The organism is Streptomyces yokosukanensis (genome assembly GCF_001514035.1).
Classification (GTDB): Bacteria; Actinomycetota; Actinomycetes; order Streptomycetales; family Streptomycetaceae; genus Streptomyces; species Streptomyces yokosukanensis.
On sequence record NZ_KQ948213.1, the window covers coordinates 187,445 to 210,444 of the forward strand.

Annotated in this window: 19 protein-coding genes; 12 read left to right on the forward strand and 7 right to left on the reverse strand. The window is 71.9% G+C overall.

What is annotated here, in order from left to right; genetic code table 11:
- Positions 1-11 precede the first annotated feature (11 nt).
- Positions 12-2,375, reverse strand: coding sequence for an FdhF/YdeP family oxidoreductase (locus AQI95_RS20805; protein WP_067125547.1), 2,364 nt, complete (start codon positions 2,373-2,375; stop codon positions 12-14).
- A gap of 181 nt (positions 2,376-2,556) precedes the next feature.
- On the opposite strand from AQI95_RS20805, the gene polA reads away from it, so the two are divergent.
- Positions 2,557-5,283: a DNA polymerase I gene (polA, locus tag AQI95_RS20810; protein WP_067125550.1), complete on the forward strand. Its 2,727-nt coding sequence runs from the start codon at positions 2,557-2,559 to the stop codon at positions 5,281-5,283.
- A gap of 390 nt (positions 5,284-5,673) precedes the next feature.
- Complete coding sequence (locus AQI95_RS48340; RefSeq protein WP_208614227.1) at positions 5,674-6,111, forward strand: hypothetical protein; 438 nt, start codon at positions 5,674-5,676, stop codon at positions 6,109-6,111.
- Here AQI95_RS48340 and AQI95_RS20820 read toward each other — a convergent pair.
- Positions 6,002-6,889 (reverse strand): DUF4184 family protein, encoded by an 888-nt coding sequence (locus tag AQI95_RS20820; RefSeq protein ID WP_067125556.1) that lies wholly within the window; start codon positions 6,887-6,889, stop codon positions 6,002-6,004. The genes AQI95_RS48340 and AQI95_RS20820 overlap by 110 nt on opposite strands.
- Positions 6,890-7,204: 315 nt before the next feature.
- Here AQI95_RS20820 and AQI95_RS20825 point away from each other — a divergent pair, with 315 nt between their 5' ends.
- The 3 genes from AQI95_RS20825 to pgfA all read left to right on the forward strand — a co-directional run bounded on the left by AQI95_RS20825 (position 7,205) and on the right by pgfA (position 10,335).
- Positions 7,205-8,977: a lytic transglycosylase domain-containing protein gene (locus tag AQI95_RS20825; RefSeq protein ID WP_067125559.1), complete on the forward strand. Its 1,773-nt coding sequence runs from the start codon at positions 7,205-7,207 to the stop codon at positions 8,975-8,977.
- A gap of 193 nt (positions 8,978-9,170) precedes the next feature.
- Positions 9,171-9,305: an SPW_0924 family protein gene (locus AQI95_RS46545; protein WP_107121703.1), complete on the forward strand. Its 135-nt coding sequence runs from the start codon at positions 9,171-9,173 to the stop codon at positions 9,303-9,305.
- 37 nt (positions 9,306-9,342) lie between these two features.
- Positions 9,343-10,335, forward strand: a complete 993-nt coding sequence (gene pgfA, locus AQI95_RS20830) for a cell envelope lipid trafficking protein PgfA (RefSeq protein WP_067125562.1) — start codon at positions 9,343-9,345, stop codon at positions 10,333-10,335.
- Here pgfA and hrpB read toward each other — a convergent pair.
- Both hrpB and AQI95_RS20840 read right to left on the reverse strand, forming a co-directional pair.
- Positions 10,325-12,850: an ATP-dependent helicase HrpB gene (gene hrpB, locus AQI95_RS20835; RefSeq protein ID WP_067125565.1), complete on the reverse strand. Its 2,526-nt coding sequence runs from the start codon at positions 12,848-12,850 to the stop codon at positions 10,325-10,327. The genes pgfA and hrpB overlap by 11 nt on opposite strands.
- 154 nt (positions 12,851-13,004) lie before the next feature.
- A complete protein-coding gene (locus AQI95_RS20840) occupies positions 13,005-13,841 on the reverse strand; it encodes a class I SAM-dependent methyltransferase (RefSeq protein ID WP_107121704.1) in 837 nt (278 codons plus the stop codon).
- Between the two features lie 373 nt (positions 13,842-14,214).
- Here AQI95_RS20840 and rpsA point away from each other — a divergent pair, with 373 nt between their 5' ends.
- A complete protein-coding gene (rpsA, locus tag AQI95_RS20845) occupies positions 14,215-15,708 on the forward strand; it encodes a 30S ribosomal protein S1 (protein WP_067125571.1) in 1,494 nt (497 codons plus the stop codon).
- Positions 15,709-15,866: 158 nt separating this feature from the next.
- Here rpsA and AQI95_RS20850 read toward each other — a convergent pair whose 3' ends face one another.
- Positions 15,867-16,829, reverse strand: a complete 963-nt coding sequence (locus AQI95_RS20850; RefSeq protein WP_067125575.1) for a right-handed parallel beta-helix repeat-containing protein — start codon at positions 16,827-16,829, stop codon at positions 15,867-15,869.
- A gap of 255 nt (positions 16,830-17,084) precedes the next feature.
- Between AQI95_RS20850 and AQI95_RS20855 the strand changes: the two genes are divergently transcribed.
- From AQI95_RS20855 to AQI95_RS20865, 3 genes are read left to right on the forward strand one after another with little or no spacing between them, the layout of a single operon-like run.
- Positions 17,085-18,023 (forward strand): PAC2 family protein, encoded by a 939-nt coding sequence (locus AQI95_RS20855; RefSeq protein WP_067125577.1) that lies wholly within the window; start codon positions 17,085-17,087, stop codon positions 18,021-18,023.
- A 45-nt stretch (positions 18,024-18,068) separates the two neighbouring features.
- A complete protein-coding gene (gene coaE / locus AQI95_RS20860; RefSeq protein WP_067125580.1) occupies positions 18,069-18,680 on the forward strand; it encodes a dephospho-CoA kinase in 612 nt (203 codons plus the stop codon).
- 50 nt (positions 18,681-18,730) lie between these two features.
- On the forward strand, positions 18,731-19,111 hold the full coding sequence (locus AQI95_RS20865; RefSeq protein WP_067125583.1) for a tetratricopeptide repeat protein: 381 nt from the start codon (positions 18,731-18,733) through the stop codon (positions 19,109-19,111).
- A 123-nt stretch (positions 19,112-19,234) separates the two neighbouring features.
- On the opposite strand, the gene AQI95_RS20870 is transcribed toward AQI95_RS20865, so the two are convergent.
- Positions 19,235-19,531 carry a DUF6343 family protein gene (locus AQI95_RS20870; RefSeq protein WP_208614228.1) on the reverse strand — a complete coding sequence of 99 codons (297 nt, stop codon included), beginning with the start codon at positions 19,529-19,531 and terminating at the stop codon, positions 19,235-19,237.
- A gap of 111 nt (positions 19,532-19,642) precedes the next feature.
- Between AQI95_RS20870 and AQI95_RS20875 the strand changes: the two genes are divergently transcribed.
- The 3 genes from AQI95_RS20875 to AQI95_RS20885 all read left to right on the forward strand — a co-directional run bounded on the left by AQI95_RS20875 (position 19,643) and on the right by AQI95_RS20885 (position 21,988).
- The gene (locus AQI95_RS20875; RefSeq protein WP_067125589.1) at positions 19,643-20,602 is read left to right on the forward strand and encodes an acyltransferase domain-containing protein; all 960 of its coding nucleotides are present in this window, start codon (positions 19,643-19,645) and stop codon (positions 20,600-20,602) included.
- Between the two features lie 130 nt (positions 20,603-20,732).
- Positions 20,733-21,416: a class I SAM-dependent methyltransferase gene (locus AQI95_RS20880; protein ID WP_067125592.1), complete on the forward strand. Its 684-nt coding sequence runs from the start codon at positions 20,733-20,735 to the stop codon at positions 21,414-21,416.
- 104 nt (positions 21,417-21,520) lie between these two features.
- Complete coding sequence (locus AQI95_RS20885) at positions 21,521-21,988, forward strand: DoxX family protein (protein WP_067125595.1); 468 nt, start codon at positions 21,521-21,523, stop codon at positions 21,986-21,988.
- Positions 21,989-22,099: 111 nt separating this feature from the next.
- Here the strand turns inward: AQI95_RS20885 and AQI95_RS20890 are convergent, their stop codons facing one another.
- Entirely contained in the window at positions 22,100-22,987 is an 888-nt protein-coding gene (locus tag AQI95_RS20890; protein ID WP_067125597.1) for an RNA-binding S4 domain-containing protein, read from the reverse strand.
- Positions 22,988-23,000 lie beyond the last annotated feature (13 nt).

Below are 23,000 nucleotides of genomic sequence, written 5' to 3' on the forward strand. Positions count from 1 at the left end.
TGAGCAAACGCTCAGTCGGTCGCCGATTGTTCCAGACGGCTTCCGGTGTGGCCTTCGAGGCGTACGACGACCGACTTGCTGGCCGGGGTGTTGCTGGTGTCGGCCGTCGCGTCGAGCGGGACCAGGACGTTCGTCTCGGGGTAGTACGCCGCCGAGCATCCCCGGGGCGTCGGATAGTGCACGACGCGGAAGCCGGGCGCCCGCCGCTCCACGCCGTCCTTCCACTCGCTCACCAGGTCGACGTACGACCCCTCGGGGAACCCGAGCGCCCGCGCGTCCTCGGGGTGCACCAGCACCACCCGGCGGCCACCGGTGATGCCCCGGTAGCGGTCGTCCAGGCCGTAGATCGTGGTGTTGTACTGATCGTGCGAGCGCAGGGTCTGCAACAGCAGCCGGCCCTCGGGCAGTTCGGGGTACTCCACCGGTGCCGCCGTGAAGTTCGCCTTGCCCGTGACGGTCGGGAAGCGGCGCTCGTCGCGCGGGGCGTGCGGCAGCGCGAAGCCGCCCGGCCGGGCCACCCGCGCGTTGAAGTCCTCGAAACCGGGGACCACACGCGCGATGCGGTCACGGATCGTCGCGTAGTCCTTCTCGAACCCCTCCCACGGCACGACGCTTTCCGCGCCGAGCACGCGACGCGCGAGACCGCACACGATCGCGGGCTCGGACCGCAGGTGCGGGCTCGCCGGCGCGAGCCGCCCGCGCGAGGCGTGCACCATGCCCATCGAGTCCTCGACGGTCACGAACTGCTCACCGCCGGCCTGCAGATCGCGCTCGGTGCGGCCGAGCGTGGGCAGGATCAGCGCCCGCGCGCCCGTGACGACGTGCGAGCGGTTGAGCTTGGTGGACACATGCACCGTCAGCCGTGCGCGCCGCATCGCGGCCTCGGTCACCTCGGTGTCGGGCGAGGCGGAGACGAAGTTGCCGCCCATGGCGAAGAACACCTTCGCCTCGCCGTCGCGCAGCGCGCGGATGGCCCGCACGACGTCGAAGCCGTGCTCGCGCGGCGGGGCGAACCCGAACTCCTTCTCCAGGGCGTCCAGGAAGGCCGGCGCGGGCCGCTCGAAGATGCCCATCGTGCGGTCGCCCTGCACGTTCGAGTGGCCGCGGACCGGGCACACGCCCGCCCCCGGCCGGCCGATGTTGCCGCGCAGCAGCAGGAAGTTGACCACCTCGCGGATGGTCGGCACGGCATGCTTGTGCTGGGTCAGGCCCATGGCCCAGCACACGATGGTCCGCCGGGAGGCGAGCACCATGCCGAGCGCCTGCTCGATCTCCTCGCGCGAGAGGCCGGTCGCCCTGAGCGTCTCGTCCCAGTCGGCGGCCCGCGCGGCCGCGGCGAACTCCTCGAAACCGTGGGTGTGCTCGCGGATGAAGTCCTCGTCGATCGCGCTCGTACCCGAGTCCGCGCCCGAAGCTGCGCCCGAAGCCGTGCCCGCGCCGGAGGCGGTGTCGTGCGCGGCCAGGATCAGCTTGTTCAGGATCCGGAAGAGCGCCTGGTCGCCGCCGATGCGGATCTGCAGGAACAGATCGGTGAGGGCGGCGCCCTTCAGCAGGCCCTGCGGGGTCTGCGGGTTCTTGAACCGCTCCAGGCCGGCCTCGGGCAGCGGATTGACGCTGATCACCTTCGCGCCGCCGGCCTTGGCCTTCTCCAGCGCGGAGAGCATGCGCGGGTGGTTCGTCCCGGGGTTCTGCCCGGCGACGATGATCAGGTCGGCCTTGTGGAGATCCTCCAGCAGGACGCTGCCCTTGCCGACGCCCAGGGTCTCGACGAGCGCCGAACCGGACGACTCGTGGCACATGTTCGAGCAGTCCGGCAGGTTGTTCGTGCCCAGCTCGCGCGCGAAGAGCTGATACAGGAAAGCGGCCTCGTTGCTGGTACGCCCAGAGGTGTAGAAGACGGCCTCGTCGGGGGAGGAGAGCGCGGCGATCTCCTCGGCGACGATGCCGAAGGCACGCTCCCAGCTCACCGGCTCGTAGTGCGTGCCGCCCTCGGGGAGGTACATGGGATGGGTGAGCCGGCCCTGCTGGCCCAGCCAGTAGCCGCTGCGGCCGGACAGATCGGCGACCGGGTGCGCGGCGAAGAACTCCGGGGTGACACGGCGCAGGGTGGCCTCCTCGGCCACCGCCTTCGCGCCGTTCTCGCAGAACTCCGCCTTGTGCCGGTGCTCGGGCTCCGGCCAGGCACAGCCCGGGCAGTCGAAGCCGTCCTTCTGGTTCACCCGCAGCAGCGTCAGCGCCGTGCGCCGCACACCCATCTGCTGCTGAGCCATGCGCAGCGTGTGCCCGATGGCGGGCAGTCCCGCGGCGGCGCGCTTCGGCTCCGCGACCTGCGGTGCGTCCTGAACCGGATCACCCTTGGGCGGCTTCGTCGCCATCGCCCGCTCCCCTTCGACTGCGCATCCCGACCGAGATGCCGATCCTCCCACGGACCAGTGACAACGACTCCGTCCCCCTTCGCCGTCCGGGCCCTGTCCACCGCCCGCACGACGAGTGACCGGGCGACCACTGCCTGCGCCCCGGAACGGAGTGTCAGTGCGGCGTGGCAGGATCGGGGACGTGGCAGAGACAGCATCGAAGAAGACCGACAAGACCCCCGGCGGCACCCGTCCCCGGCTGATGCTCATGGACGGGCACTCGCTGGCCTACCGCGCGTTCTTCGCGCTGCCCGCGGAGAACTTCACGACCGCGACCGGCCAGCCGACGAACGCGATCTACGGTTTCGCGTCGATGCTGGCCAACACCCTGCGTGACGAGGAGCCCACGCACTTCGCCGTGGCCTTCGACGTCTCGCGCAAGACCTGGCGCTCCGAGCGGTTCACCGAGTACAAGGCGAACCGCTCCAAGACCCCGGACGAGTTCAAGGGCCAGGTCGAGCTGATCGGCGAGCTGCTCGACGCGATGCACGCCCCGCGCTTCGCCGTCGAGGGGTTCGAGGCGGACGACATCATCGCCACCCTCGCCACGCAGGCCGAGGCCGAGGGCTTCGACGTGCTGATCGTCACCGGCGACCGCGACTCCTTCCAGCTGGTCACCGACCACGTCACCGTGCTCTATCCGACGAAGGGCGTCTCGGAGCTGACCCGGTTCACCCCGGAGAAGGTGCTCGAGAAGTACGGCTTGACGCCCGCCCAGTACCCCGACTTCGCGGCCCTGCGCGGCGACCCGTCCGACAACCTCCCCGGCATCCCCGGCGTCGGCGAGAAGACCGCCGCGAAGTGGATCAACCAGTTCGGCTCCTTCACCGAGCTGGTCGAGCGCGTCGACGAGGTCAAGGGCAAGGTCGGGCAGAACCTCCGCGACCACCTGGAGTCGGTCAAGCTCAACCGCGTCCTGACCGAACTGGAGCGCCAGGTCGAGCTGTCGAAGTCGGTCCCCGACCTGGAGCGGGCCCCGTACGACCGCACGGCCGTCACGATGGTCCTGGACACCCTGGAGATCCGGAACCCGTCCCTGCGCGAGCGCCTGTTCGCCGTCGACCCCGGCGGCGAGGAGGCCGAGGCCGCCCCGGTCGCGGCGGACGGCGTGGAGATCGACGGCACGGTCCTGGGCACCGGCGAGCTGGCCCCCTGGCTCGCCGAGCACGGCGCCGAGCCCCTGGGCGTCGCCACCGTCGACACCTGGGCGCTGGGCACCGGCTCGGTCGCCGAGGTCGCCCTGGCCGCGGCCGGGGGAGCGGCGGCCTGGTTCGACCCGGCCGAGCTGGACGAGACCGACGAGAACGCGTTCGCGGCCTGGCTGGCCGACGCCGGCCGCCCCAAGGTGTTCCACAACGCCAAGGGCGCCATGCGCGTCTTCGCCGAGCACGGCTGGTCCGTCGAGGGCGTCAGCATGGACACCGCGCTCGCCGCCTACCTGGTCAAGCCGGGCCGCCGCTCCTTCGACCTGGACGCGCTGTCGCTGGAGTACCTGCACCGCGAGCTGGCGCCCGCCGCCGCGGCCGACGGCCAGCTCGCCTTCGGCACCGACGAGGGCGCCGAGGCCGAGTCCCTGATGGTCCAGGCCCGCGCTGTCCTCGACCTCGGCGAGGCCTTCGGGACCCGCCTGGAGGAGGTTGGCGCGGTGGACCTCCTGCGTGACATGGAGCTGCCCACGTCCGTCCTGCTCGCCCGCATGGAGCGGCACGGCATCGCGGCCGACCGCGCGCACCTGGAGGCGATGGAGCAGACCTTCGCGGGCGCGGTGCAGCAGGCCGTGAAGGAGGCCCACGCGGCCGCCGGCCACGAGTTCAACCTGGGCTCGCCCAAGCAGCTGCAGGAGGTCCTCTTCGGCGAGCTGGCCCTGCCGAAGACGAAGAAGACCAAGACCGGCTACACCACGGACGCCGACGCCCTGGCCTGGCTCGCCACCCAGACCGACAACGAACTGCCCGTGATCATGCTCCGCCACCGCGAGCAGGCCAAGCTCCGCGTCACGGTGGAGGGCCTGATCAAGACGGTCGCGGGCGACGGCCGCATCCACACCACGTTCAACCAGACGGTGGCCGCCACCGGCCGGCTGTCCTCCACGGACCCGAACCTGCAGAACATCCCGGTCCGCACGGACGAGGGCCGGGCGATCCGGCGCGGCTTCGTGGTCGGCGAGGGCTTCGAGGCCCTGATGACCGCGGACTACAGCCAGATCGAGCTGCGCGTGATGGCCCACCTCTCCGAGGACGAGGGCCTGATCCAGGCGTTCACCTCCGGCGAGGACCTGCACACCACGGCCGCGTCCCAGGTGTTCGGTGTCGAGCCGGCCGCGGTGGACGCGGAGATGCGCCGCAAGATCAAGGCGATGTCGTACGGCCTGGCCTACGGCCTCTCCGCCTTCGGCCTCTCCCAGCAGCTGAACATCGAGGCGGCGGAGGCACGCGCCCTCATGGACGCGTACTTCGAGCGCTTCGGCGGTGTGCGGGACTATCTGCGCCGGGCGGTCGACGAGGCGCGGGCGACGGGCTACACGGCGACGCTCTTCGGCCGCCGCCGCTACCTCCCCGACCTCAACAGCGACAACCGACAGCGCCGCGAGGCGGCCGAGCGCATGGCCCTGAACGCGCCCATCCAGGGCACGGCGGCGGACATCGTCAAGATCGCCATGCTCAAGGTGGACAGCGCGCTGCGGGCGGCGGACCTGAAGTCCCGGATGCTGCTCCAGGTCCACGACGAAATCGTCCTGGAGATCGCCCCCGGTGAGCGGGCGGCCGTGGAAGAGATCGTCCGCCGCGAAATGGCCGACGCCGTCCGGCTCCGCGCCCCCTTGGACGTCTCGGTCGGCGTCGGACCGGACTGGGAATCGGCGGCGCACTAGCCGTCACCGGGGTGGAGGGGGCGCCGCGGCCAAGGCCGGCTGCGCCGCCCCTCCGCCCGCTGCACCGGGACCGACGAAGGCATCGGCGCGGGTGCCCCTTGCTTGGCAGCCGCCTCACCCCAGTCGTCGCGGATGCCCCTTGCTCCGCCGCGCCCGCACCGGAGCGGGGGCGGGCGCCCACTCCTCCGCCGCGGCGGCGCCCGGCCCCCACGTCGCATTCCGCCGGCGCCGACCCCGCCGCACCCCATGGGCCCCGCCCTACGCCCCCTGCCTCCACGAGCACGGGAGCTGGCGCCCGCCGGGGACCGTCGGCCGGTCCCCGCAGGGACCGTCACTCACGTGGCCCCCGCCAAAACGCCCCCCACCCCTCAGAGCCGCAAAACTGCGGGCATGGGTATACGCATGCTTCACCGCCGGACGCCCGAGGCAGACACCCGGGCCTGGGCGGACACCGCCTCGGCGCAGGCCATGCCCGCCTCGCCGGTCCCGGCCCTCGCGGCCGACGCAAGCACCGCCCGCATCCCCGCCAACCCGGCCGCGACCGTCCGCAGGGCCGCCACGGACCTCGGGCACGGACTCACCGGCCGGACCGCCCACGCGGGCCGTGCCGCGTACTGGCGCCAGTGGGCCGACCTCGCCCGCGGCTATCTCGCCCTCGCACTCACCGCGATCCCGAGATCGCGCCCCCGGCCGACCCTCACGGTCTTCGTCGCGTCCCTCACCGAGCGACCGGCGGCCGCTCCCGGCGCGCACCGACCACCCCGGGAGCACCGGAACCACGGGGACCCGCAGGGCCGCCCGGAGCCCGGTCCCGACGCCACACCCTGACCCCGGCGGCATACAGGACCAGCCCCAGGACCAGCCCGGCGCCCAGACCGAAGCACAGGGCGGGCACCAGGTCCCACAGCCTCCTCGGCGCACCCGTGGCGGCCCACCAGCGCGCCGCCCGCTGCACCGCACCGGCCGCCGCGCAACCGCCGATCACCACCCCGGCCACCCACCGGTCCCGCACGGACAGCACGGGCACCCCCACCGGCTCCCCGCCCGCCGCCCGCCGCAGCGCCCGCACGGCGAACACCGCGATCACGACCGCGCCCGCCACGGACGAGCCGTACTGCAGCCACGTGAACAGCGGCATGCCCGCCAGGCGGTCCCGTTCGATGGCCGGAATCAGTCGTGTCCCCCACCGCCCGTCATGGGTGAACGCGTCCCACACCACATGGGTCAGCGCACCCAGCACCGCGGAGACGTACCACCACGACACCGCGGCGACGGAGGCACGCGCGCGTGGCGCACCGCAGCGCAGCAGCACGGCCGGTCGTCCTCGCAGACTCCGGGGCAGCAGCGCCACCAACGGCTCGCGGACGAGCAGCCACAGCCCCACCAGCCCCCAGGAGATGAGCACATCGACCGTGAAGACCCCGGCGAACGCGTGTGTGACGGTGCCGAATTCCATCCCGCCGGGCAGGACACTCGCGGCATAGAAGGTCATGTCGGGCGCGAAGGAACCCGCGATGAGCACCGCCGGAACCAGCGGGCCGCGGCCGGTCCCGTCCCGGCGGACCGCGGGCAGGACGGCTGCCGCATGGCTGAGCGTGAACGGCAACACAGCTCCCTGGAACGCTCGTCGGCCGTGGCATCGAGCCGGTGATCGGATTTCGTCCAGTATGCGTGACCCTGCCAGGGACCGTACGCGACAACGAGAGTCGGCCAACCGGTGAATAACGGACGGGAACGGGTCCCGATACGCGACAAGTTGCCGTAGGGTCACCTGCGTCACCGTGCCGATCGCACAGTCGTACACACATCACAGGGACGTAAAGACGCAACACGCGCAACCGGCGCACCGGGGCAACCGTCACACCGAGTGAGACAGGCCGACGGAGACGGGCGCGGGGCGTCCACGGGAGGGGTTCACTCGATGGCGGCGCAATTCGGAAGGCGGCTGTGCAAGGGGGCGGCGACCACCGCCGTGGCCGCAGCAGCGGTCGCGGCCCTGTCCGCGTCCCAGGCTCCGGGAGCGACCGGCGAGGACCACGCCAGACGGGCGACGGCCGGCGCCTCCGCCCCGGTTCCCGACGCGCCCTCCGACGGCAACGCCACCGGCAACTCGCCGTACTACACGGACCTTCCGCCGCTCAACAGCCCGAACCCCAGCCCCTCGCCGACCGTCGGCACCCCCGTCGCCCAGGGCGACGCCGAGGCCGGCATACCGGCGACGGTGCTCGACGCCTACAAGAAGGCCGAGGCCGAACTGCGCTCCGGCAAGCCCGGCTGCAACCTGCCCTGGCAACTGCTCGCCGCCATCGGCAAGGTCGAGTCGGGCCAGGCCCGCGGCGGTGCCGTCGACGCCGACGGCACCACGATCACCCCGATCCTGGGCCCGGCGCTCGACGGCAACGGCTTCGCGCTCATCAAGGACACCGACCACGGCCAGTACGACGGCAACACCGAGTACGACCAGGCCGTGGGCCCCATGCAGTTCATCCCGTCGACCTGGGCCTGGGCCGGCCGGGACGGCAACGGCGACGGCAAGAAGGACCCCAACAACGTCTACGACGCCGCCCTCGCCGCAGGTCACTACCTGTGCCGCGACGGCTGGGACCTCTCGCGCGAGGACGACCTGCACAGCGCGATCCTCAGCTACAACAACTCGCAGGACTATCTGAACACCGTCCTGTCCTGGCTGGAGTACTACCGCAAGGGCACCCACTCCGTGCCCGACGGCAGCGGCGGCCTGCCCGCCCACCGCAGCGACGGGACTCCGCGCACGCCGTCCCCGAAGCCCTCGGACCCGCAGAAGTCCAAGCCCGGGAAGAAGCCGTCCCCGAAACCCGGCAAGCCCGGTGGCGGCAGCCCCAGCCCGAAGCCGCCCAAGCCGCCCGTCCCGCCGACGACCCCGCAGACCCCCACCGACACGGTGGACCACCTTCAGGACGCGGACACCGCCACGCTCACCGCGATGGCCGGCCACGACTTCACCGAGCAGATCGGCACCCGCGCCGAGACCAAGGCCGACAAGTCCGTCGCCAAGGTGCGGATCCGTTTCACGATCAGCGGGGACACCGACGCCACCTTCACCGGCGGCGAGAGCGTGGCCACGGTCGCCACCGACGCCAAGGGCGTCGCCCTCGCACCGGCGCTCCAGGCGGGCGAGAAGACCGGCGACTTCAAGGTCACCGCCACCGTCGTGGGCCGCAAGGTCCACGGCGTCGACTACACCGCCACCGTCACCGAGCGCGTCGCCGACACCCTGACCCGCACCAGCGACACCCCGCTGACCTGCACCCCGGGCGGCGAGTTCGCCGACCAGGTCAAGGTGAAGGCGACGTACAAGGGCGCCGTGGCGGACAAGGTCGCGGCCACCGCCACCCTGATCAAGTCGCCTCTCGACACCACCGAGAACGACAAGGGCCCCTACTTCAAGGACAAGGACGGCAAGCCCGTACGCACGCTTGCCGACCTGCGGACGGACGCCAAGGGCCTGCTGACGCTGCCGAAGCTGTACGCGGACGACACCACCGGCATCTTCCTGCTCCGGATCACCACCGCCGGCGGCACCACGCTCACCGTCGAGCTGACGGTCGCCGCCGACGTCACCTCGCCGAGCCCGTCCGCGAGCCCGTCGCCGAGCCCCTCCGGCTCGTCCTCGTCCTCGCCGTCTTCCTCGCCTTCGTCCTCGTCCTCCTCCTGACACCACGCGCACCGACAGGGCGCCCTCTCCGCGGTGGCGGGGAGGGCGCCCTCGTTCGTCCGTGCACCGCTGTTCTCATCTCACCCGCCCGTTGCTACGGTGCCGAAGCTGACGCTCCATCAGGAACGTCGGGCGACGAACGTCTGGCACGACCGTCTGGCACGACTGTCAGGAACACCGCCGGGAGGCCCGTATGCGCGCTCTGATCGCCGCCACGACCGGTCTCGCCCTCGCGCTCGCCCTGGTCCTGGCGATGACCGCCATGGGGACACCGTCGGGCCGGACGTCCCCCAAGCCGCTGCTGTCGACGGTGCCTTCGCACCCGTAGCCGCCACAGCCGCGCCCGTCCGGGAAGGAGGCCCGCCATGCGCCGCAGGGCAAGCCTGATCCTGCTCGCCTGCGCCGTGTTCTTCGCGGCGCTGTCCCCGCTCATGCGCTGGTACGCCTTCCCGCGCCTGGCCAGGATCCCCGCGAACCAGTACCAGGACATGGTCCTGGAGGCCAAGGGCGCGACCCTCCTCGACTACGACCACATACGGGCCAAGAAGGTCTCCAAGGTCACCATCGTGCAGACCCTCAAGGGCAACGTGGAGGCGGCGAAGAAGATCGAGAAGACGGCGGGCCGGCCGGTCGTGGTCTGGGACAGCCTCTCCTACGTCCAGGGCCCCGACGGCAAGATGGTCTCCCGCGTCCCCGAGCGCTACATCTTCGACGCCCACAGCCAGGACCCCGTGCACGCCACCGGCGAGACGGTCGACGGCGACCCGGTCACCCGCCAGGGCATCGAGTTCAAGTGGCCCTTCCTGACGCAGAAACGCGACTACGAGTACTTCGACGCGCAGACCCGCACCACCAGCCCCATCCACTACAAGGGCACGCAGACCTTCCGCGGCCTGAAGGTCTACTACTTCGAACAGACCATCCCCTGGACCAAGGTCCCGATGCCCAAGAGCATGCCCGTCGAGGGCATCACACCGGAGACGGTCGCCAAGACGGGCACCACCCGCTGGTACAGCACCGTCCGCAAGTTCTGGGTCGAACCGGTCACCGGCGCCCCCGTCTACGGCGAGGAACTCCACAAGGAGGAACTGCGCGGCGGCAGTCTGCTCGGCGGCCGGGCCAAGGTCACCGCGTTCGCCGGGGACGTGAAGATGCGCGAGGACTACATCGAGCACACCGTCGCCCTGGTCAAGCACAACCGCACCCTGGTCCTGATGCTCACCTCCTACGTCCCCTGGGGCTCCCTGACCGCAGGCGTGCTGCTCCTCGCCCTCGCCCTCTACCTGGAAGCCCGCGCCCGCCGCCCCGAGGACCCGGCACCCACCGAGACCCCGGAGCCGGAACCGGTCAGCGTCTGAGCCGGGCGTTGGTGTGCCGGGTCGGCTCGGCGGTCGCCGGGTCCTCGGGCCACGGATGTTTCGGATACCGCCCGCGCAGCTCCGCGCGTACGCCCTTGTAGCCGTCCTTCCAGAAGGAGGCGAGATCGGCGGTGACGGCGGCGGGCCGCCCCGCGGGCGAGAGCAGATGGACGAGCAGCGGCACACCCGCCACCGCGGGCGTCCGCGCCAGCCCGAACATCTCCTGCAGCTTGACGGCGAGCACCGGCTGCTCCGGATCCCGGTAGTCGATCCGGATCGCGGACCCGCTCGGCACGGTGATCCGCTGCGGCGCCAGCTCGTCCAGCCGGCCGGCCTCCCCGCTCGCCCAGGGCAGCAACCGCGCGAGCGCCTGCCCGGCGTCGATCCGCGCGAGATCCGCCCGCCGCCGGGCCCGGCCCAGCTCCGGCTCCAGCCACTCGTCCACGCGCGCGTGCAGCGCGTCGTCGGACACGTCCGGCCACGGCTCCCCGAGACGCGCGCGCAAGAACGCCAGCCGCTGCCGCAGCGTCTCCGCGTCCGGCGTCCACCGCAGCAGCCCGAGCCCCTCCTGGCGCAGCCCGTCGAGCAGGGCGGCGCGGACGAGCGCCGGATCGGCGTCCTTCAGGGGCCGCACGGCCAGCTCGATCGCCCCGAGCCGTTCGACATGCCGGGCCACGGCGTCGCCGTCGGCCCAGTGCACCTCGTCCTGCTCCGCGCGCAGGGCTCCGGCGGCGGTGAGCGCCACGTCCTCGTGCAGGGCGGCTCCGAGCAGCACGCGCGCGTGCCCCTTCCCGGCGACCCGGTCGGCGACGGCGACGACGATCCACGGAGCACCCCGCAGCGCGGACCCCTCCACCAGCTCGGCGCGCGTCCCGGAGGCCATGAGGTACGACCCGCCGTCGAGCCTTGCGACCCGCTCGGGGAAGGCGAGCGCGGCGACGGCCCCCGCGAGCCGGTCGGCACCGTCGCCGGATCCGGACCGGCCGGCGCCTTCCGGCCGGCGGTCACCGGCGAGCGGGTGGGAGATCTCCTGCGACACGGCCCGCAGCCGCCGCACCTCCGCGGCCCACCGCGCGGCGTAGGCGTCGCCGCCACGCCGGGTCCGCCGCAAAGCACCGGCAAGATCGTCTCCGTAGTCCCGCGGCACTTCCTCGGAGAGCAGGGCGACGACGTCCGCACCCTCCCCGGGCGTGTCCAGCAGAGCCCGCCCCAGCCGGGGATGCACCCCGAGCCGAGCCAACCGCACGCCGGCCGACGTGGCCCGACCGGCAGAGTCCACCGCGCCCACGGCCGACAGGACCTCGCGCGCCGCCGCCATCGCCCCGCCCGGCGGCGGATCGAGCAACGCCAGCCCGGAGGCGTCCGGATCGCCCCAGCAAGCCACCTGCAGGGCGAACGCCGTCAGGTCGGCCACCTTGATCTCCGGTGCCGGAAACGCCGGCAGACGCCCGTCCTCGGCCTCAGCCCAGCAGCGGTACACCGCCCCCGGCGCCTCTCGCCCGGCCCGCCCCGCCCGCTGCCGCCCGGCCGCCCGCGAGGCCCGTACCGTCGTCAGACCGCTCAGCCCGCGCGCGTGGTCCACCCGGGGCTCCCGCGCGAGCCCCGAGTCCACCACCACCCGCACCCCGGGCACCGTCAGCGACGACTCCGCCACCGAGGTCGCCAGCACCACCCGGCGCCGCGCCCCGGGCGCCAGCACCGCGTCCTGCACGGCGGCCGGTGCCCGCCCGTGCACCTGGAGCACGTCGACCTCGCCGAGTCCGCCGAGCTGCCCCGCCACGCGCGCGATCTCGCCCACACCCGGCAGGAAGCACAGGACGTCCCCGTCCCGCTCGGCCAGCACCCGCCGCACCACCGAGGTCACATGTGCCAGCAGCGCCGGATCGACGCGCATCCCGTGGGGCGGCCGTACCGGACGCACCGGCGGCGCCCACACCACCTCCACCGGATGCGCGACGCCCTCCGCCTCGACCACCGGCGCCCCGCCCAGCAGCCGCGCCCAACCCTGCGCGTCCGTCGTCGCCGACGCGGCCACCAGCCGCAGCTCCGGCCGCAGCGCCTGCCGTACGTCCCACAGGAACGCGGCCGCCGTATCGGCGTCCAGATGCCGCTCATGGCACTCGTCGAGGACGACGACATCGATCCCCGGCAGCTCCTGGTCCCGTTGCAGCCGCTGCAGCAGCACGCCGGTCGTCACGACCTCCACGCGCGTGTGCCGCCCCACCGCCCGCTCTCCGCGGACCGTGAAGCCCACGCTCCGACCGGGCTTCTCACCGAGCAGCCACGCCATCCGGCGGGCCGCCGCCCGTGCCGCGATCCGGCGCGGCTCGGCCACCACGACCCGCCGCGCCGGCCCGCCACCGACCAGCCCCGCCAGCACGAGCGGCACCAGCGTCGTCTTGCCGGTCCCGGGTGGCGCCACGAGCACGGCGGTGCCGGCGTCCTCCAGGGCCTCGGTGAGGGCGGGCAGGGCGGAGCGCACGGGCAGCGCGTCCAGGGCGTCGTAACGGATCACGCCCCCAGTGTCGTACGACGACGAAACCGGCCCCCACGCGCGCGTGCGATGGCGAAACCGGCCCCCACGCGCGCGTGCGATGGCGAAACCGGCCCCACGCGCGCGTGCGACGGCGAAACCGGCCCCCACGCGCGCGTGCACCGTCGTCAGGGGCTCAGTCGCGCTCGCACACGAAGATCGCCGTACCCGGGATCAGGTTCCCGCGCAGAGGGGACCAGCCGCCCCACTCCGAGGTGTTCCAGGACGGCCACTCCGGCTCGACCAGGTCCACGAGCCGGAAGCCGGACGCCACGATGTCCCGGACGCGGTCGCCGATCGTCCTGTGGTGTTCGACGTAGACCGCGCGGCCCTCCTCGTCCTGCTCCACGTACGGCGTGCGGTCGAAGTAGGAGGAGGACACCGACAGGCCCTCGGGGCCCGGCTCGTCCGGGAACGCCCAGCGGATCGGATGCGTCACCGAGAACACGAACCGGCCGCCCGGCCGCAGCACCCGGCGCACCTCACGCAGCACCAGCCGCGGGTCGGCCACGAACGGCAGCGCCCCGTACGCCGAGCAGGCCAGGTCGAAGGAGCCGTCCGCGAAGGGCAGCGCGCCGGCGTCCGCGCAGACCAGCGGAAACGATCCGCCGATCCGCAGGGCGTGCTGGAGCTGGCGGTGCGAGAGGTCCAGGGCCACCGGGCGGGCGCCCTGGGCGGCCAGCCAGCGCGCGCACTGCGCCGCGCCCGCGCCGATCTCCAGGACGTCCTTGCCCTTCAGCTCCTCCTGCGGGCCGAGCAGCTCGGCCTCCACCTCGTCCAGGCCCTCCGGACCCCACACGAAGCGGTCGTCGCCGAGGAACGTGCCGTGGTCGACCTGGTACTCGTCCGCGTTGCGGTCCCACCAGCCCCGGTTGGCCCGTGCGCTCTCCGCGACCCCGGCGTCACGTCGCGTGGCCTCCGGCTCGTCCGCCTCGGGTCCTTCGGGCTCGTACGCTTCCGGCTCTTGGATGATCGGCTCCCTCGTCGTACTCTTCCGTCCAACCCGTCAGGGGTCCGTCACACCGGCGGTCCAACGGGCCCGCGTGGCCTCAAAGGACGTTTCTTCTGCCGGATATACGGCGATCCGCCCCTGGTGTGCGCCTTCGCGCATTGACCCTGTCGGGCTGCCCCCGTATGCTACAAGTTGCGCTGCGGGCCTGCGCACCTCAGACGTAGCAGGCTGCGCTCGCATCTGTTGTATGTCCCCTCGGTTCTCGAGGCGCCACCGGACACCTGGTGTCCACAGGGTGGCGCTTCCTTGGCTGTCCGGCTTCTGCAGAGCGAAACGGGCTCCCGGCGTAAGCAGTACCTACGACTTCAATGTCCGTACCGGAGCCCTTTCCCACATGACGAGCAGCACCGAGACCACCGCCACCACCCCGCAGGTAGCGGTCAACGACATCGGTAACGAGGAAGCCTTCCTCGCCGCGATCGACGAGACGATCAAGTACTTCAACGACGGCGACATCGTCGACGGCGTCATCGTGAAGGTCGACCGGGACGAGGTCCTGCTCGACATCGGTTACAAGACCGAAGGTGTCATCCCGAGCCGCGAGCTCTCGATCAAGCACGACGTCGACCCCAACGAGGTCGTGGCCGTCGGCGACGAGATCGAGGCCCTGGTCCTCCAGAAGGAGGACAAGGAAGGCCGCCTGATCCTCTCGAAGAAGCGCGCCCAGTACGAGCGTGCCTGGGGCACCATCGAGAAGATCAAGGAAGAGGACGGCATCGTCACCGGTACCGTCATCGAGGTCGTCAAGGGTGGTCTCATCCTCGACATCGGCCTCCGCGGCTTCCTTCCGGCCTCCCTGGTCGAGATGCGCCGTGTCCGCGACCTCCAGCCGTACGTCGGCAAGGAGCTCGAGGCCAAGATCATCGAGCTGGACAAGAACCGCAACAACGTGGTCCTGTCCCGCCGTGCCTGGCTGGAGCAGACCCAGTCCGAGGTCCGCCAGACGTTCCTCACGACCCTGCAGAAGGGTCAGGTCCGCTCCGGCGTGGTCTCCTCGATCGTCAACTTCGGTGCCTTCGTGGACCTGGGTGGCGTCGACGGTCTGGTCCACGTCTCCGAGCTGTCCTGGAAGCACATCGACCACCCGTCCGAGGTTGTCGAGGTCGGCCAGGAAGTCACCGTCGAGGTCCTCGACGTCGACATGGACCGCGAGCGCGTCTCCCTGTCGCTGAAGGCGACCCAGGAAGACCCGTGGCAGCAGTTCGCCCGCACCCACCAGATCGGCCAGGTCGTGCCCGGTAAGGTCACGAAGCTGGTTCCGTTCGGTGCGTTCGTCCGCGTGGACGAGGGCATCGAGGGTCTGGTCCACATCTCCGAGCTGGCCGAGCGCCACGTGGAGATCCCGGAGCAGGTCGTCCAGGTCAACGACGAGATCTTCGTCAAGGTCATCGACATCGACCTCGAGCGTCGTCGCATCAGCCTCTCGCTGAAGCAGGCCAACGAGTCCTTCGGTGCCGACCCGGCCTCGGTCGAGTTCGACCCGACCCTGTACGGCATGGCCGCGTCGTACGACGACCAGGGCAACTACATCTACCCCGAGGGCTTCGACCCCGAGACCAACGACTGGCTCGAGGGCTACGAGACCCAGCGCGAGGCGTGGGAGCACCAGTACGCCGAGGCGCAGACCCGCTTCGAGCAGCACCAGCAGCAGGTCATCAAGTCCCGCGAGGCCGACGCCGCTGCTGCGGCCGAGGGCGGCGAGGCTGCGGCTCCGGCCGCGTCCGGTGGCGGCTCGTACTCCTCCGAGGGCGCGGACACCTCTGGTGCCCTGGCCTCGGACGAGGCGCTGGCCGCGCTGCGCGAGAAGCTGGCCGGTGGGCAGAGCTGAGCGCTGCCGCTGAGGCTTAGCCGATAGCTGGCTGAGGGGCCGCACCCTTTCGGGGGTGCGGCCCCTCAGGCGTTTCTGGGGGACTACGGGGCGTTCTTCGGGCGCGGGCCGTCGGTGGCGTGCCGGGCAGTTCCCCGCGTTTCTGGGCCCTGCCGGCCTCAGGAAATGACCGGGATGTTGGTCAGGCCCTTGCCGCCCGTCACCGTGTTGCTGCTGTAGACCGTTGTCTTGCAGCCGGAGCTGTTGTTGGTGACGTCGATCGCGAGCTGGGTCGCGCCGGTCGCGCCCGTCAATGTCGACTTGTTGCCCTTGAAGACCGTGCCGCAGCCCCAGCCGGACTGCTGGGTGTGGGTCTGATAGCCGTCGTTGCTGGTGTTCCTTCCGGTGTTGTCCTGGACGAGTACGGCGTTGCCCTTCACATCGACCCAGGAGTCGTCGTAGTTGGCGCCGGTCAGCCCGCTGCCGTCGAAGACGTTGCCGATGATCTGCGTGCCGGTCGTGCCTTCCTTGACGTCGACGTTCTCGCCGCCCACGTCCGGGCCGATCGTGTTGTCGAGGATCTGGACGCGGTCGCTCTTGTCGGACAGATTGCCGGCGGTGCCCACGTACACGCCCTCGCCCATGCCGCTGCCGTCGTTGCCGGTGTCGTAGATCTTCGAGTTCCTGATCACGCCGTCCGTGCTGGAGTTGCGGAAGTGCACGCCTTCCATGTCAAGGCCGTGCACCGTGACGCCGTCCACGATCACCCCCTTGGCCGCGTCGATCATGATGCCCTTCTGGCCGCCGGTCACGGTCAGCCCGCTGACCGTCCAGTAGGAGGCGCCGTTCAGATGCAGCCCGTAGCCGCCGCCGGCGGTGAGCACGGCCCCGGGGGAGCCGGTGAGGGTGATGCGGGCGGACGACGTGGCCGGCACGGACGCCTTGAAGTTGCCCGTGTAGGTGCCGTCCGCGAGGTGGATCGTGTCGCCGGGCCGGGCGTCGGCGAGAGCCGTCTTCAGCTGGGCCGCCGTCGTCACCTCGACGGTCGGGGCGGCCGAGGCCGCGACCGGGGTGGCGAGGAGCAGGCCGCCGGTGGCGGCGGTCGTGGCGAGCAGGGAGGTGAGCAGCGTGCGTGTGCGCATGAAGTGCCTCCTGTCGTGCCTGTCGTGCCTGTCGTGGCTGTCTTGCGGTCGCCTGTCGTGCGCGCCGCGCGATCCCGCCGGATCTCCTATATGAACATTGGCCGCCTATGTGAACGGAGGCTCTTCGTGAAGGTACGGACCAACTGACGGGGCGTCAAGGCGCCCGGAGGGATGGCCCTGATCAGTGGCCGGTTTCGGGAATGCCCGCGTTCCAGGGCGCGTTGTCCATGAGGAACACGAGGAGGAGCGGTCACAGTGCTTGATCCGCAGGGTTTGTACGCATGGGAGCCGAAAGGGCTCGCCGTTGTCGACATGGCGCTGGCCCAGGAGTCGGCCGGCCTTGTCATGCTCTACCACTTCGACGGATACATCGACGCGGGTGAGACCGGAGACCAGATCGTCGACCGGCTGCTCGACTCACTGCCCCACCAGCTCGTCGCCCGTTTCGACCACGACCGGCTCGTGGACTACCGGGCCCGTCGGCCCCTGCTGACCTTCAAGCGGGACCGCTGGACCGAGTACGAGATCCCCGCCCTCGAGGTCCGCCTCGTCCAGGACGCCACGGGTGCGCCCTTCCTGCTGCTGTCCGGCCCCGAGCCGGATGTGGAGTGGGAGCGCTTCGCGGCGGCCGTGCAGCAGATCGTCGAGCGGCTCGGCGTCCGCCTGTCGGTGAACTTCCACGGCATTCCGATGGGCGTCCCGCACACCCGCCCGGTGGGTCTGACCCCGCACGGCAATCGCAGCGACCTCGTCCCGGGGCACCGCAGCCCCTTCGAGGAGGCCCAAGTGCCCGGCAGTGCCGAGGCACTGGTGGAGTTCCGCCTGATGGAGGCCGGGCACGACGTGCTGGGCGTCGCCGCCCACGTTCCGCACTACATCGCCCGTTCGGCGTACCCGGACGCCGCCCTGACCGTCCTGGAAGCCATCACGGCCGCCACCGGACTGGTCCTGCCGGGCGTCGCCCACGCGCTGCGCACGGACGCGCACCGCACACAGACCGAGATCGACCGGCAGATCCAGGAGGGCGACGAGGAACTCACCGCTCTCGTCCAGGGCCTTGAGCACCAGTACGACGCGGCCGCGGGCGCCGAGACCCGGGGCAACATGCTCGCCGAACCCGTGGAGATCCCCTCGGCCGACGAGATCGGGCGCGAGTTCGAGCGTTTCCTGGCGGAGCGGGAAGGCGACAACTGACCTCCGCCGGCCGCGCTGTCAGTGGCAGCGCCTAAGCTTTCGCCCATGCTGAAAGTGGGCCTGACCGGTGGGATCGGCGCCGGCAAGAGCGAGGTGTCACGGCTGCTCGTGGAGCACGGGGCCGTGCTGATCGACGCCGACCGCATCGCGCGCGAGGTCGTGGCACCGGGTACGCCCGGCCTCGCCGCCGTGGTCGAGGCCTTCGGGCCGGACGTCCTCGCCACCGACGGCAGCCTGGACCGGCCCAAGCTCGGTTCGATCGTCTTCGCCGACCCCGAGAGACTCGCCGTCCTCAACTCGATCGTGCATCCCCTGGTGGGTGCCCGCTCCCGCGAGCTGGAGGAGGCGGCGGCCGCCGACTCCGTGGTGATCCACGACGTACCCCTCCTCACCGAGAACGGCCTGGCACCGCTGTACGACCTCGTGGTCGTCGTGGACGCGAGCCCCGAGACCCAGCTCGACCGGCTGGTCCGGCTGCGTGGGACGACCGAGCAGGACGCACGCGCGCGTATGGCCGCGCAGGCCACCCGCGAGCAGCGCCGGGAGATCGCGGACATCCTGATCGACAACGACGTCCCCCTGGACGCGCTGCGCAAGCGTGTCGCCGAGGTGTGGGAGGACCTCGTACGGCGAGCGCGTGAGGGCTCCGCGGAATAGCGGCCCCCTCCTTGGGCGTTGAAACGCCGCAGCGAGGGAAGGACTCTGCCGTGCCCGAGACCAGCGGTTCCACCGGACGTACTCCGGAGACGCATGTCATCGACTTCCGTGCAGCCGAGCATCTGCTCAACTCACGGGACCCGCGGGGCGCGGTGAAGCTGCTCGACGGAGTCATCGCCGCGCACCCCGAGAACACCGCGGCTCGGCTGCTTCGCGCGCGTGCGTTCTTCGCCGCCGCGCAACTGCGGCCCGCCGAGCTGGAGTTCACGATCGTCCTCGAGCGCGAGCCGGACAACGCGTTCGCGCACTTCGCGCTGGCCCGCACCTATGAACGCCAGGGCCGTTCCGACCAGGCCCAACGCCATTTCCGCCTCGCGGCCGCGCTGGACCCCAACCCGCGGTACCTGAAGGCGGCCCGCTTCGACGACTGAGCGGGCGCCGCGTGCTCGTACACCTGGGTGCGTCAATCGCGCGTCCGAGCCGGGCGCGGTCCGGATGGGACACGCGGGGGCGGATGCCCGTCGGGCGCTCGGCGATGCCGACGGCACGGTCGATCACGGGTGGCGGTGCCTCGGCGGGCGCGGGAACGGCGGTCCGCTCTCCGGCGGCCGGTACGGCGGTACAGCGCGGCCCGGCTGGTAGTGCGGGCCCTGCCGGATGTGCCGCAGGATCAGGGTCATGTCGACGGTGGCCACCAGCCACAGCGCCCCGCAGGCCGCCGCCCAGCCGGGGCGCCCGGCGAGCGCGAACGCCGCCGTGCCGAAGACCGCCCAGACCAGCCCCCACACGCACAGCCAGAACCGCGCCCGCAGAGCACTGCGCGCGGTCGCCGGTTCACTGCCCGTACGCATCTGGATCGCCACTCCTGCTGTCAACGTACTCTTCGACGACGACGTTCACCAACGGCGCTCGACCGCCGTTCGCCGAAGGGAGGTCCGGTGCCGCGTCGGAGGGGGACTCCCTTGTTGCCGGACGGCGACGACCTGCCCGAACTGCTCCTCGACCTGGCCGTGCCGCACGAGGAGATCAACGAACTGGTGGCCGGGCTGCGCAGGGTGAACGACGACCCCGGCGCGCTGAGACTCCTGCGGGAGTGCGTCGAGGAACTGTTCCGCGACCCGCAGGAGACCGGTCGCACTCCCGACCTCGCCGAACTCCTCGACGCGGCGCCGGCCGGGCTGGGCGGCGCCTTCGCCGTGTACGTCTTCCTCGCCGCGGTCCCGCACACCCTCGCCCGGCACCGGGAACGCGGCATCCCGACCGAGACCTCCCGCCGCACCCTGGCCGATCTTGGCCGGCACATGGCGGTGCACCGCAGGCGGTACGGCACCCTCGGCGTGCATGCGCGGCGCTGGCTCGTCCGTCACTTCCGTGGCGAGCTGTACCAGCTGGGCCGACTCCAGTTCGAGCGTGCGCGGCTCGGACAGCGCTCGGCACCGGTGCTCGCGGCCGCCGGCCTGGACGCCGTCCCCGGCACGCCCTGTCTGAACCTGCACATCCCCGACTTCCACGGCCCGCTGACCCCGGCCGCCTGCGACCGCTCCCTCGCCTTGGCCCGCGAGTTCTTCGCCCTGCACTTCCCCGAGGAGCGGCCGGTGGCCGCGCTGTGCCATTCCTGGCTGCTCGACCCGCAGTTGAAGCAGTACCTGCCGGCCGACTCCAACATCGTCCGCTTCCAGGAACGGTTCCGCACCGCCCGCGAGGACACCGAGCCGTCCGACACCGAACCCGTCCAGTTCGTCTTCGGCGCCCCCGACCTGCCGGTCGCTCGGCTGCCGCGCCGCACGTCCGTGGAGCGGGCCGTGGGGGACCATCTGCGGGCGGGCGGTCACTGGTACATCGGGCACGGATGGTTCCCGTTCCCGTTCCCGTTCCCGTTCCCGTTGCCGTTGACAACCGAACCGGCTTCCGGCGGCGCGTAGTCGGGGTCGCTGCGGTCGCCCAGGTCGCCGTGGTTGCCGCTAAGGCCATGAATGAACTCGAACGGGTGAACCCGTGCCGAACGGGAACGGGCATGCGAAGGCCGGCCGTTGTTCGGGCATGACGGTCGAAATGCGTGAGGGATACGAGGGCACGGGACCCGGTGCGATCACCCCGGACGGCTGCGCGGTCGAGCTGTACGAACGCCTGCCGGTGGGCGACGAGCCGGACATCATCGCCGCGGCGGTACCGGCCGGGGCGCACATCCTGGAGTTGGGCAGCGGAGTGGGCAGGATGACCCACCCTCTGCTGGAACGCGGTTTCACGGTCACGGCGGTGGACGAGTCCGCCGACATGCTGAGCCGGGTCCGCGGGGCGCGCACGATATGCGGCCCCATCGAGGATCTGGACCTGGACGACGAGAAGTTCGATGTGGTCATGCTCGCGTCGTTCCTCGTGCACAACGGCGACGAGGAGGTCCGCCGGGGCATGCTGCGCAGCTGCGCCCGGCATGTGGCGGACGGCGGCTGTGTCCTCATCCAGCGGGAAGGCGAGGACTACCATACGAACGTACCGAGGGAGCGCGTCGACCCGACCGGCTTCACCCTGCGGATCGCCTCGGTGGAGCCCGCCGGAGACGGAGTGAACTCGGTCCGCGCGGAGTACGTCTTCCCGGACGCGGTCTGGACCCAGACCTTCCTCGCCCGGCCCCTGACGAAGAAGCAGTTCGAATCGGCGCTGGAGGAAGCGGGGTTGGAGGTGGACGCGTATCTGACACCGGACGGGACATGGGTGCGGGCAGTGCGCACGCAATAGCGGTGACTCGCTCGCATCGGCCGGCCGGAGAGCGATGAGTTACCGGACCATGTCGGGTCTACCTCGGTGAAAGCAATCGGCACCGCTTCCCTCAGGAGACCCCCATGTCCGAGACCGTCGCTTCCGCCGCTCCCACCACTCCTGTCACCTCCGCCGCCTCCCACGCCTCCACCAGCTCTCGCGGTGGCCGGTGGCGCGCGGCCCGGATCGCGCTGCGTTCCGTGCAGGTGCTGCTCGCGCTGTTCTACGGCATCGCCAGCGCGTTGCCCAAGCTCATCGCGCACCCCACGGCGGTCGAGTCCTTCGACAAGATCGGCTGGGGCAGCGGGGCCATGTACACCATCGGCGCGCTCGAACTCGCCGGAGCCGTCGCGTTGTTGATACCCGTGCTGCAGTCCGTGGCGGCGATCGCGCTCGGCACGCTCATGGTGGGCGCGTTCGTCGTCCAGCTCACGGTCTTCGACGGCCAGAACGCGGCGACCCCGCTGATCCTGCTGGTGCCGCTCGCCCTGATCGCCTGGGTGCGGCGCGGGCACAACGGTGAGCTGCTGCGGCTGGTGCGGCGGCGGTGACCCTGGTGCGCGGCGCCGACGCCGCCGACCGGGCGCGGGGGCCCGGCCGACGGCGTCGGCGTGAGCCGATGGGCAGGCCGGTGGGCAGGCCGATGGGGTAGCGCCTTCCGGTCACCGTCCCCGGGGGCGCCCGCCGTGCTCGCCGGATGTGGATCCACCGCGCCGGCCGGTCCCGGACCCGCCGCGCTTGCCGTTGCCACGGGATCCACCGTGCCCGTCCGCCCTGGATCCACCGTGCCCGTCCGCCCCGGAGCCACCTCGGCTGTCGGGTCCGGAGCCACTCCGGCCGTCTGGCCCCGAGCCGCTCCGGTCGTCGGGTCCCGGGCCGCCCCTGCCGCCGGGGGCACCCGGCCCGCCGAGTCCGGCGAAGCCACCGGGGCTCATGGTGCCGCCCAAGGCGCCGAAGCCGCGCGGAGAGCCCGGGCCGGCGAGGCCGCGGAGGCGCTCCAGCTCGCGGCGGTCGCGCTTGGTGGGGCGGCCGGCGCCTCGGTCGCGGAAGCCCGCGGGGGCGATGGCCTCACGGGGTGGCGGCGGGGGCGAGTTGTCGACGTAGCACTGGGTGGCCACGGGGGCGCCGACGCGCTTGCGGATCAGATGCTTGACGATCACGATCCGCTCGCGGCCCTCGTGCCGCAGGCGCACCTCGTCGCCGATGTGCAGGGAGTGGGCGGCCTTCACCCGCTCGCCGTTCACATGGACGTGGCCGCCCCGGCAGGCGGCGGCGCCGAGGGAACGTGTCTTGATCAGGCGCACGGCCCAGATCCAGCTGTCGATCCGGACCGTCCCGCCGTTGGCCGGCCCCGCGGCCTCGGCGGCGGCCACCGCGGCGGCGATCTTCGCATCGACGGGCTGGTCAGCGGAGGCAGCGGACCCGTGAGCGGCCCGGGTGTCCTCGGCGGCCGGGGCGTCCTGGGCGTCCGGATCGCCGTGGGCGGGGCTGGGCGCGTCCGGTCCGCCGCTGCCACGGTTCACGTTCTCGTCCGCATCCTCGGAAGCCATGTCCCGACCTTAA

What these genes read in the sequence shown, in the direction of transcription:
- AQI95_RS20805 (WP_067125547.1), bottom strand. Translation starts at nt 2,375, where the DNA reads ATGGCGACGAAGCCGCCCAAGGGTGATCCGGTTCAGGACGCACCGCAG.
- AQI95_RS48340 (WP_208614227.1), top strand. Translation starts at nt 5,674, where the DNA reads ATGGGTATACGCATGCTTCACCGCCGGACGCCCGAGGCAGACACCCGG.
- AQI95_RS20825 (WP_067125559.1), top strand. Translation starts at nt 7,205, where the DNA reads ATGGCGGCGCAATTCGGAAGGCGGCTGTGCAAGGGGGCGGCGACCACC.
- AQI95_RS46545 (WP_107121703.1), top strand. Translation starts at nt 9,171, where the DNA reads ATGCGCGCTCTGATCGCCGCCACGACCGGTCTCGCCCTCGCGCTCGCC.
- pgfA (WP_067125562.1), top strand. Translation starts at nt 9,343, where the DNA reads ATGCGCCGCAGGGCAAGCCTGATCCTGCTCGCCTGCGCCGTGTTCTTC.
- rpsA (WP_067125571.1), top strand. Translation starts at nt 14,215, where the DNA reads ATGACGAGCAGCACCGAGACCACCGCCACCACCCCGCAGGTAGCGGTC.
- AQI95_RS20850 (WP_067125575.1), bottom strand. Translation starts at nt 16,829, where the DNA reads ATGCGCACACGCACGCTGCTCACCTCCCTGCTCGCCACGACCGCCGCC.
- coaE (WP_067125580.1), top strand. Translation starts at nt 18,069, where the DNA reads ATGCTGAAAGTGGGCCTGACCGGTGGGATCGGCGCCGGCAAGAGCGAG.
- AQI95_RS20870 (WP_208614228.1), bottom strand. Translation starts at nt 19,531, where the DNA reads ATGCGTACGGGCAGTGAACCGGCGACCGCGCGCAGTGCTCTGCGGGCG.
- AQI95_RS20880 (WP_067125592.1), top strand. Translation starts at nt 20,733, where the DNA reads ATGCGTGAGGGATACGAGGGCACGGGACCCGGTGCGATCACCCCGGAC.
- AQI95_RS20885 (WP_067125595.1), top strand. Translation starts at nt 21,521, where the DNA reads ATGTCCGAGACCGTCGCTTCCGCCGCTCCCACCACTCCTGTCACCTCC.
- AQI95_RS20890 (WP_067125597.1), bottom strand. Translation starts at nt 22,987, where the DNA reads ATGGCTTCCGAGGATGCGGACGAGAACGTGAACCGTGGCAGCGGCGGA.